At 39.6% G+C, this 3,737-nt stretch carries 6 protein-coding genes and 1 pseudogene; 2 read left to right on the plus strand and 5 right to left on the minus strand.

What is annotated here, in order from left to right; all coding sequences use genetic code 11:
- From BZJ18_RS17475 to BZJ18_RS16775, 5 genes and pseudogenes are all read right to left on the minus strand, one after another.
- A pseudogene (locus BZJ18_RS17475) lies at window positions 1–181 on the minus strand (DUF2326 domain-containing protein); the annotation flags it as partial.
- Window positions 150–440, minus strand: a complete 291-nt coding sequence (locus BZJ18_RS17740) for an ABC-three component system middle component 6 (RefSeq protein WP_338013075.1) — start codon at window positions 438–440, stop codon at window positions 150–152. The pseudogene BZJ18_RS17475 and the gene BZJ18_RS17740, both read right to left, overlap by 32 nt.
- On the minus strand, window positions 391–939 hold the full coding sequence (locus BZJ18_RS16765; protein ID WP_077458474.1) for a hypothetical protein: 549 nt from the start codon (window positions 937–939) through the stop codon (window positions 391–393). The genes BZJ18_RS17740 and BZJ18_RS16765 overlap by 50 nt, the downstream gene beginning before the upstream one ends.
- Window positions 940–957: 18 nt before the next feature.
- Window positions 958–1,236: a hypothetical protein gene (locus BZJ18_RS16770; RefSeq protein ID WP_077458476.1), complete on the minus strand. Its 279-nt coding sequence runs from the start codon at window positions 1,234–1,236 to the stop codon at window positions 958–960.
- Between the two features lie 212 nt (window positions 1,237–1,448).
- Window positions 1,449–1,691 (minus strand): helix-turn-helix domain-containing protein, encoded by a 243-nt coding sequence (locus tag BZJ18_RS16775; protein WP_077458478.1) that lies wholly within the window; start codon window positions 1,689–1,691, stop codon window positions 1,449–1,451.
- 766 nt (window positions 1,692–2,457) lie between these two features.
- Between BZJ18_RS16775 and BZJ18_RS16780 the strand changes: the two genes are divergently transcribed.
- On the plus strand, window positions 2,458–2,784 hold the full coding sequence (locus tag BZJ18_RS16780; RefSeq protein WP_077458480.1) for a hypothetical protein: 327 nt from the start codon (window positions 2,458–2,460) through the stop codon (window positions 2,782–2,784).
- Between the two features lie 120 nt (window positions 2,785–2,904).
- A partial coding sequence (locus tag BZJ18_RS16785) for a hypothetical protein (protein ID WP_077458482.1) occupies window positions 2,905–3,737 on the plus strand: 833 nt, incomplete at its 3' end.

Below are 3,737 nucleotides of genomic sequence, written 5' to 3' on the forward strand. Positions count from 1 at the left end.
ATATAGGGTTCAGAGAGCCATCTAATAAGAAGTCAATAATACGACCAGGAACAGATTTACCGATCTGGTTACCCGATAAATTCGAATTTCTTTTATTAGTAATGATGTTTAGGGTATCTTTAAATTTGATCTCTCTAATTATATTCCCATCAACCTTTGTTATTAGTTTTAGTAGCTTCATTGATGAAAACCTCGTCGTTTTTATATGTGATAGCGGAAATAGTGAATAGCCAGTCCAGCGTTAGAAGCATGTGGTCTATAGAAATAGATAGTTCTCTTTCGCCTAACTTCATCAGGCGAGCGATTTTCATCTTACTGCTTTTTGTTTCATGAAGCCGTTTCAAAACGAATGCTCCAATATAGACTATGTTGATTTCTGGATTTGAACCTTTAGTTGGTATCATTGGGGTTCTCCAGTACGTAGCATTCAACAAAGGCATGGGCAATCACAACGTTGATCCCGACAGACATCTGTTCTTTGGTGAAAGTGACATTAGAAGACTTATAAAGGAAATTGCTTAATTGTTTCTTAACATCGTCAATAATTTCATCGGCATGTTTTTTGATGTTATCCATATCGGGTTCCCAAGCATCAATGTTGAACTTTCTCAATGCGGAACTGTACATCTCATTCAATATCAACATTGCCGTTTGTTTTCCATTGACGATGCTCTTTTCAATGATGTTGTACGACGATTCAATATGTGAAGAATAATTTTTGTACTGAATAACTATTTTTCTGTTTTCTTTAAGTTGGTTGTGATCAATTTTTTGTTTTACTTTAGATGGAAATGAGCGATCCCTAATGTCTATTTTGACGTCAGCCTGAGATATCTTACTGATGATGTCATTTATGATAGAGTCAACCTTAGACTCTGGTGACTCCGCATTATTGAAGTCACCTTTCACCTCACCGATCTGGACTAGCGTTCCTGTCATATTCTTACTCTACCCATCTCATTGATTGAGATTGAAGTCACCATTCAATACACCAGTGTTGATGTTGGTTTCGCCTTCTTGCTTGACGTCTTGCAGGTTATCGTGGGTACTATTGCTCTGGATGCTGATGATCTTTTGTTCTAGCTTGTAGTTCTTGATTTCGAGCTTTTCACACTTAATCTTGAACTTATTCTTTGCGCTTTGCTGTATGAATGCATAGATGAAGCCAGAGACAGTGCAAACCCAAGCAATTGCCCCACCTAGAGGGCTAGAAAACCAACCTAAAAACTCGTTCATACAATTTCATACCTTAAAAGAGGTTGATTTTATAGCGTTTTTAACGAGGCGACTACGAACCATTTAAACTTTTGTGTTTTCAATCAACCATTTCGGTATTAACTTACGTGAAGGTGGTTAAAAAATGCCCTGACAACACAATCAGCGCTTTGTGAAAGCGATCACGTTGAAAGAATGCCTTGTTAGCAAAAGGGATTCTATGTCCGCTTGATTTACCAATCATCAGGGGCCAGTTCTCGGCTTACAGCTTTGTCTTGAATATGTAGCTCAAGATCTAGTGATGACAGCAGGCGCATCAGACTTTCGATACTGGATGAGGCAGGATCACGTTCAAGTTTCGACACCGTTGTCTGTTTTAGACCAACAATATCTCCGACTTTGGTTTGGTTGCGCCTTTGATTCCTGCGTACATCACGCAAGTATATCCCCAGTTGCTTAGGACTTGTTATGAGCATATCTGCCTCCAATCTAAATTAACCCCTGTAGGGGGTAATTAGTAATAGCTAAGATTAAGAGGATTAGTTGACTGGGTAAGGATACTAGAAAAATATTTTGGCTTATATGCTTGATTCTCTTGCTAAGTTCGATTGTTTTCGTATACTGCTTGTAATTAACATTCGTCAACGTGACATTTGGTTGATGAACGTAGAAAGCTAGACAATTCAAGAGCTTGATATATATAGGTTTTCAAAGAGATGGGGTTCAAATCCCTATCTCTCCGCCACATACCGAAAAGCCGCTGATAAGTCAGCGGCTTTTTTGCATCTATGCCCCCGCAAACATCCAAATCCTGACCTCACCAACATTTTAGGCGCTTGTGTCTAAACAGCTATTCTGCACTCTGGTACGCTAGTTCTTTATATTTCTGTCTCTTACATGGCCTTTTGGACGCCGCCAACCGAAGGGCGGTAGCGTGGAACGCAACAAAAGCACCCACATGGATGCACGCTTTCTCATGACTGATTCACACTTTTCCTAGGCGAAAAAATAAAAAACACGAATAATCAATCGGTTAAAAGTACAAGCGCAGGGATAATGTGAATACCTCAACCGGGATAGGCGGCATGCACACTATCACCGAAGAGAGCTTGATGAGAGAGATGGAAAAACCGCATGCTTATCATGAGGTTATGGATAGAACAGGGCGTGTAACGATTTTGACAAATCGAGCACGCGCACTAATACAATGTTATATTTCAAAGTCAGAGTAAGGATGACCACATGGAATTTTTTGTACCACATACGGAGAGCACAGAAGAAGCATTAAGCGTAATAGATAGTATTTCCCGATTTATAGGTAACTCAGTACCTCAGCCAGAAGACATGATCTACTCACTTACTTATATGCATAATGGCCAAACTATGGTGGCTACAGTAGGTGAGCCTGTCGACGAATATTACAGAGAAGCAGTTCCTGAAGTTCAGGCAATCTTCCCACCTAGTTCCTCTGGCCAGCCATATAAAATATGTCTTCCAAACCGAGGGGTGGTGCGCGGAGAGCCCATTTATACTTCAAACGTGGTTAGTCTTCAGAAATTTGAGCGCTAATTAAATATAACAAGTTGCTTAAACGGATAAAAAAACAGCTGGCTTTTGCTCGTTCCTCGCTGATTTTAGCCAGCTATTTTATTGCCGCTTAGCAAAGCGTTATAAGCCCATGAGGAATTGATGAACATCGAAGGATATGAGAATCGTTTTGTAGCTTTCCTAGATATTTTAGGTTTTAAAGAGTTGATCTACAAAATTGAAGATGAAGGAGAAGAAAGTTCCGACTTTAAAAGGGTAAGGTCAGTTTTAAACTTCTTGCATGAAGAGTCTGTTGAGTCTAATGGCCAGCATGATTTGCCCATTTATGAGCAGAAAGAAGGTTACATCTTAGAAAAAGAATTGGGTGACCCGCGTATCAGCYATATATCTGACTGCGTCATAATCTCCACGGAAAGTACATTTGACGGATTTAAAGCTCTTTGTAATAAGCTCACAAAGTTCTCAACAGACATTGCGTGTGATGGGATATTCATGCGCGGGGCGATTACACATGGGAGAATTTACCATCATGGCCCAATGCTTTTTGGATCGGCTTACCAACGGGCTTACGAGCTAGAGTCTAAAAATGCCGTACATCCTCGGATCATCGTTGATGATGTCGTATTTGAAGAGTTGTCCGAAAGAATGGGGGAATTCCCGCTAAATGATCACGCTATAGTTAAAGATAAGGATGCTGTTAGCTATTTGGCCAATTTTCCACTCAATTATTACCCTCAATATACCCCGTCATGGCTAGACTTTTTGCTAAGAATTAAAAGCAGAATTCTCTACCATCTAAACGTTTATGATTCTAGGGTTTCAGGCTTTGGTTCTGAGCTGAAAAACTTAGATAAATATTGTTGCTGGAAAGAGGTTTATGGTTGGGATTTGAATTTTGATGGTGGCAACAGCAGTGTTTTAAGTAAATATGAATGGCTTAAAGATGAATTTAATTCCACTATTAATAAATATTC

It is taken from the genome of Salinivibrio sp. IB872, from assembly GCF_001995345.1.
GTDB lineage: Bacteria > Pseudomonadota > Gammaproteobacteria > Enterobacterales > Vibrionaceae > Salinivibrio > Salinivibrio proteolyticus.

Bases quoted from the DNA above. Each gene is read 5' to 3' on its own strand.
- BZJ18_RS17740 (WP_338013075.1), bottom strand. From the start codon at position 440: ATGCCTTTGTTGAATGCTACGTACTGGAGAACCCCAATGATACCAACT.
- BZJ18_RS16765 (WP_077458474.1), bottom strand. From the start codon at position 939: ATGACAGGAACGCTAGTCCAGATCGGTGAGGTGAAAGGTGACTTCAAT.
- BZJ18_RS16770 (WP_077458476.1), bottom strand. From the start codon at position 1,236: ATGAACGAGTTTTTAGGTTGGTTTTCTAGCCCTCTAGGTGGGGCAATT.
- BZJ18_RS16775 (WP_077458478.1), bottom strand. From the start codon at position 1,691: ATGCTCATAACAAGTCCTAAGCAACTGGGGATATACTTGCGTGATGTA.
- BZJ18_RS16780 (WP_077458480.1), top strand. From the start codon at position 2,458: ATGGAATTTTTTGTACCACATACGGAGAGCACAGAAGAAGCATTAAGC.